The organism is Bartonella sp. LB28NMGDW, from assembly GCF_042194435.1.
Classification (GTDB): Bacteria; Pseudomonadota; Alphaproteobacteria; order Rhizobiales; family Rhizobiaceae; genus Bartonella; species Bartonella grahamii.
The window spans coordinates 1-695 of the sequence record NZ_JBHIMX010000138.1 but is presented as its reverse complement, the minus strand read 5'-3'; the positions used below and the strand labels follow the sequence as shown (position 1 = coordinate 695).

The following is a 695-nucleotide window of genomic DNA, read 5'->3' as shown; positions in this document are numbered from 1 at the left end:
CAAATGAAACCGCGTCTGTTAATCAACAAGAGCCTGCAAAAAAATACGAATTTATTGATGATTGTGAATATATCGATGGTCATTTCTTAACTCGAATTAGAGCCTTAAGAGATTTTGATGATGTGAAAAAAGGTGACCTCGGTGGCTATATTGAAAGTGAAGATAATCTCTCTCATGAAGGTAATTGCTGGGTGTATAATAAAGCTCGGGTCTTTCAAAATGCACGCGTCTTTGGAAATGCTAAAGTAAAAAGCTTTTTTGTTGATGTCTATGGTAATGCGCAAATTTATGGGAATGCTATTTTTGAAGGTATGACATTAAAGGACAATGCAAAGCTGTCTGGTAATGCGCATGCTAACAACGCCGTTGTAATTGAAGGCAATGCACAAATTTATGATAACGCCCGTGTCACTGATCATGCTCATATTTCCGATAATGCTGTCATTTGTGATGATGCTCATGTCGGAGGCAATGCAAAAATAAGTGGCTCTGCTTACATTTGTGATGAATCACGTGTTTTTGATGATGCTGTTATTTGTGATGCTCTTATCTCTGGTTCTTCATATATTCATAGCAATGCCTCTTTAACAGCTAATGAAGATATCTGTGATGATGCATATCCTGAGTTTGGTAGCGAAGATGATTATTATCGTCATGAGTATTATGCTGATTTTGAAGGGTATTATGACGATGAT

Annotated in this window: 1 protein-coding gene; it reads left to right on the top strand. The window is 36.8% G+C overall.

The window, feature by feature from the left end; translation table 11 throughout:
* Nucleotides 1-695, top strand: a 695-nt coding sequence (locus tag ACFIKG_RS09665; RefSeq protein WP_375652239.1) for a hypothetical protein, incomplete at both ends; no start/stop codon positions are given.